Below are 4,064 nucleotides of genomic sequence, written 5' to 3' on the forward strand. Positions count from 1 at the left end.
CCGTGGCGGGGCGCGGCGCGCGTGGCTGCCCGCCGTCGCCGGGAGCGCGCCGGGCCCGGCTCCCGTCCCCGAACAGCAGGAGGACCGGTGGGGTACGCCAGGAGGACCGGCGGTGGGCCGTAAGTGATTTGCGCTGGTCGGTGGGGTGACGTACTGTTCAGTTCATCGACGCGGGGTGGAGCAGCTCGGTAGCTCGCTGGGCTCATAACCCAGAGGTCGCAGGTTCAAATCCTGTCCCCGCTACTGAAGGCCGAAGGCCCGGAACCAGATCAATGGTTCCGGGCCTTCGGTGTATGTGCGTGCTCGCTTGCGTGCGCCGAAAAGCCCCGGCCGCGGGGCCGGGGCTTTTCGGGGAGACCGGTGCGTCAGGCCGCCGCGCAGGTCGGGCACACTCCGCGGTACGTCACCTCTACGTCCGAGACCGTGAAGCCGAAGCGCTCGGAGTCGGGGAGGTCCGCCAGCGGGTTGCCGCCCGGGTGCACGTCCTTGATCGCGCCGCATCGGGCGCAGACCAGGTGGTGGTGCGGCCGGTGCGCGTTCGGGTCGTACCGCTTCGCGCGCTTGTCCGTGGCGACCTCCAGCACCTCGCCGAGCGACACCAGCTCGCCCAGGGTGTTGTAGACGGTCGCCCGGGAGATCTCCGGGAGCCTCACGACGGCGCGTGCGTGTACCTCGTCGGCCGTCAGATGCACGTGGTCGCCCTCCAGGACCTCGGCCACGACACGCCGCTGCGCGGTCATGCGCCAGCCGCGTCCGCGCAGTCGTTCCAACAGGTCGCTCATGAGCACAGCTTAACAGCTACCCGGCCCAGATCCCGAACAGGTGTGACTTTGGAGCGTGGATTGACTTAGACAATGTCTATTGTAGGATCGAGTTCGGCTCAGGCCACGGGACAGGATCAGCAGGAATGACGCAGGAGGCGCACGTGACGCAGGGACCGCTTACGACGGAGGCCGGCGCGCCGGTGGCCGACAACCAGAACAGCGAGACTGCGGGCGTCGGCGGCCCCGTCCTCGTCCAGGACCAGCTCCTGCTGGAGAAGCTCGCCCACTTCAACCGCGAGCGCATCCCGGAGCGGGTCGTGCACGCCCGAGGCGCCGGCGCGTACGGCACCTTCACGCTCACCCGTGACGTCTCGCAGTGGACGCGTGCCGCCTTCCTCTCCGAGGTGGGCAAGCAGACCGAGACCTTCCTGCGCTTCTCGACGGTCGCCGGCAGCCTCGGCTCCGCCGACGCCGTCCGGGACCCGCGGGGCTGGGCGCTGAAGTTCTACACCGAGGAGGGCAACTACGACCTCGTCGGCAACAACACCCCGGTGTTCTTCATCAAGGACGCCATCAAGTTCCCCGACTTCATCCACACCCAGAAGCGCGACCCGTACACCGGCTCGCAGGAGGCGGACAACGTCTGGGACTTCTGGGGCCTGTCGCCCGAGTCCACCCACCAGGTGACGTGGCTGTTCGGCGACCGCGGCATCCCCGCCTCGTACCGCCACATGGACGGCTTCGGCTCGCACACCTACCAGTGGAACAACGAGGCCGGCGAGGTCTTCTGGGTCAAGTACCACTTCAAGACCGACCAGGGCATCAGGAACCTCACGACCGAGGAGGCCGTGAACGTCTCCGGTCTCGACCCCGACTCGCACCAGCGCGACCTGCGTGAGGCGATCGAGCGCGGCGACTTCCCGACCTGGACGGTGCAGGTGCAGATCATGCCGGCGGCCGAGGCGGCGACCTACCGTTTCAACCCGTTCGACCTCACCAAGGTGTGGCCGCACGCGGACTACCCGCCGGTCGAGATCGGCAAGCTGGAGCTCAACCGCAACCCGGAGAACGTCTTCGCCGAGGTCGAGCAGAGCATCTTCAGCCCCGCGCACTTCGTGCCGGGCATCGGCCCCTCGCCCGACAAGATGCTCCAGGGCCGCCTCTTCGCGTACGGCGACGCCCACCGCTACCGCGTCGGCATCAACGCCGACCACCTGCCGGTGAACCGTCCGCACGCCACCGAGGCGCGTACGCACTCCCGTGACGGCTTCCTGTACGACGGCCGCCACGGAGCCGCGAAGAACTACGAGCCGAACAGCTTCGGCGGCCCGTTCCAGACGGACCGCCCGCTGTGGGGGGCCACCTCCGTCACCGGGGTCACCGGCAACACCGAGGCGCCGGTCCACTCCGAGGACAACGACTTCGTGCAGGCGGGCAACCTGTACCGGCTGATGTCCGAGGACGAGAAGGAGCGGCTGGTCGGCAACCTGGCGGGCTTCATCTCCAAGGTCTCGCGCGACGACATCGCCGAGCGCGCGATCAGCAACTTCCGCCAGGCCGACGCGGACTTCGGCAAGCGGCTGGAGGTCGCGGTCCAGGCACTGCGCGGCTGACACCGGCACTGGAACGCTTGCCGTCGCGGGCGGGCCGGACCTCCTCCGTACCGGGGAGGTCCGGCCCGTCCGCCGTGTCTGTCCTGTCCGTCTCAGGCCGGGGCGGGCTGACGGAGCGGTGCCCAGCAGCGGATGATGTCGCGGACCGAGACGATGCCGGCCGGCTCTCCGCGGTCGAGGACGATGAGATGGCGGAAGCCGCCGTGCGCCATGGCCCGGGCGGCCTCCTCCAGCGTCCAGGTCGGGGTGGCGAACACCACGGCGGTGGTCGTGTGGGCGTGTGCCCGCTCCGTGTCCGGGCTCTGGCCCAGGCCGACGGAGTTGAGGATGTCGCGCTCGGTCAGTATGCCGATCCCGCTGCCGTCGGGGTCGAGGACCACGGCCGCACCGATGCGGCGCGCGGACATCAGGGCGGCGGCCTTGCGAAGGGTGTGGGCGGGGCCGATGGTGAGGACCACCGTGCTCATGGCGTCACGGACGAGCATGGACGGAGCCACCTCCTAGGAATCCGTTCGTTAACGGATTCACAAGTTCACAAGTGGGGGGACTCTCAGAGTCGCAGCCAAAGGAAGGGTCAACAAGAGGGCGGACGAGGACGGTTCGGGGCGGGCGGGGACGGTCCGAGGCGTGCCCGGTGGCCCAGGGCGTGAGCACTGGGACCGTACGCCCCGGCGACTCCACACGTCCCGTCGGCGCCGGTCGTTCCGTGCGTCTCAGTAGCGCTGGTTGAGGTATCCCAGCAGCTCGTCGTGCAGGATGCCGTTCGACGCCGCCGCGTTGCCGCTGTGCGGGCCCGGGCGGCCGTCGAGGCCGGTGAAGGAACCGCCCGCCTCGGTCACCACGATCGCGGTGGCCGCCATGTCCCACAGCGACAGCTCGGGCTCCGCGCAGATGTCGACCGAGCCCTCGGCCACCATCATGTACGGCCAGAAGTCGCCGTACGCGCGCGTGCGCCACACCTCGCGGCTCAGGTCCAGGAAGCCGTCCAGCAGGCTGCGCTCCTCCCAGCCGCTCAGTGAGGAGTAGGCGAACGAGGCGTCCCGTATGTGCGACACCCCGGACACCTTCAGCCGGGACGCGGACGACAGACTGCGGCCGGTGAACGCGCCGTGGCCCTTCGCCGCCCACCAGCGACGGCCCAGCGCGGGGGCGGAGACCACGCCGACGACGGGCTGGAAACCGCCCTCGCCCGCCTCCATCAGCGCGATCAGCGTGGCCCAGACGGGCACACCGCGTACGTAGTTCTTGGTGCCGTCGATCGGGTCGATCACCCAGCGGCGGGGGCCCGTGCCCTCGACCCCGAACTCCTCGCCGAGGATCGCGTCGCGCGGCCGTGCCCGCTGGAGGTGGCCGCGGATCAGTTCCTCGGCGGCCTTGTCGGCCTCGCTCACCGGGGTCATGTCCGGCTTGGTCTCGACCTTGAGGTCGAGCGCCTTGAACCGGTCCATCGTCGCGGCGTCGGCGGCGTCCGCCAGGACATGGGCGAGGCGCAGGTCATCGCGGTAGTCGGGCATGCGTGAACGGTACCGGTCCGCGGGCCGCGGGAAGAAGGGCGGGGCTGTGGGGAGGGTGCCGGCCGCGGGCGGCCGGCCATGCCTCGCGCACGGCTACGCACCGGTACGGCGCCGCGCACTGGTACGGCGCCGCGCACCGGTACGGCGCCGCGCACTGGTACGGCGCCGCGCAC

4 protein-coding genes and 1 tRNA gene are annotated in these 4,064 nt (G+C 70.2%); 2 read left to right on the forward strand and 3 right to left on the reverse strand.

Features of this window, described 5'->3' with window-relative positions; translation table 11 throughout:
• Positions 1-169 precede the first annotated feature (169 nt).
• Positions 170-243, forward strand: a tRNA-Met gene (locus HO151_RS04600).
• A 122-nt stretch (positions 244-365) separates the two neighbouring features.
• On the opposite strand, the gene HO151_RS04605 is transcribed toward HO151_RS04600, so the two are convergent.
• Complete coding sequence (locus HO151_RS04605) at positions 366-782, reverse strand: Fur family transcriptional regulator (protein WP_173894832.1); 417 nt, start codon at positions 780-782, stop codon at positions 366-368.
• Between the two features lie 125 nt (positions 783-907).
• Between HO151_RS04605 and HO151_RS04610 the strand changes: the two genes are divergently transcribed.
• Complete coding sequence (locus HO151_RS04610; RefSeq protein ID WP_173894833.1) at positions 908-2,377, forward strand: catalase; 1,470 nt, start codon at positions 908-910, stop codon at positions 2,375-2,377.
• A gap of 92 nt (positions 2,378-2,469) precedes the next feature.
• Here the strand turns inward: HO151_RS04610 and HO151_RS04615 are convergent, their stop codons facing one another.
• Together HO151_RS04615 and hisN are read right to left on the reverse strand one after the other, a co-directional pair.
• Positions 2,470-2,862 carry a cyclic nucleotide-binding/CBS domain-containing protein gene (locus HO151_RS04615; protein WP_173894834.1) on the reverse strand — a complete coding sequence of 131 codons (393 nt, stop codon included), beginning with the start codon at positions 2,860-2,862 and terminating at the stop codon, positions 2,470-2,472.
• Positions 2,863-3,090: 228 nt separating this feature from the next.
• On the reverse strand, positions 3,091-3,891 hold the full coding sequence (hisN, locus tag HO151_RS04620) for a histidinol-phosphatase (RefSeq protein WP_173894835.1): 801 nt from the start codon (positions 3,889-3,891) through the stop codon (positions 3,091-3,093).
• Between the last annotated feature and the right edge of the window lie 173 nt (positions 3,892-4,064).

The sequence above is a fragment of the Streptomyces sp. 8P21H-1 genome (genome assembly GCF_013302945.1).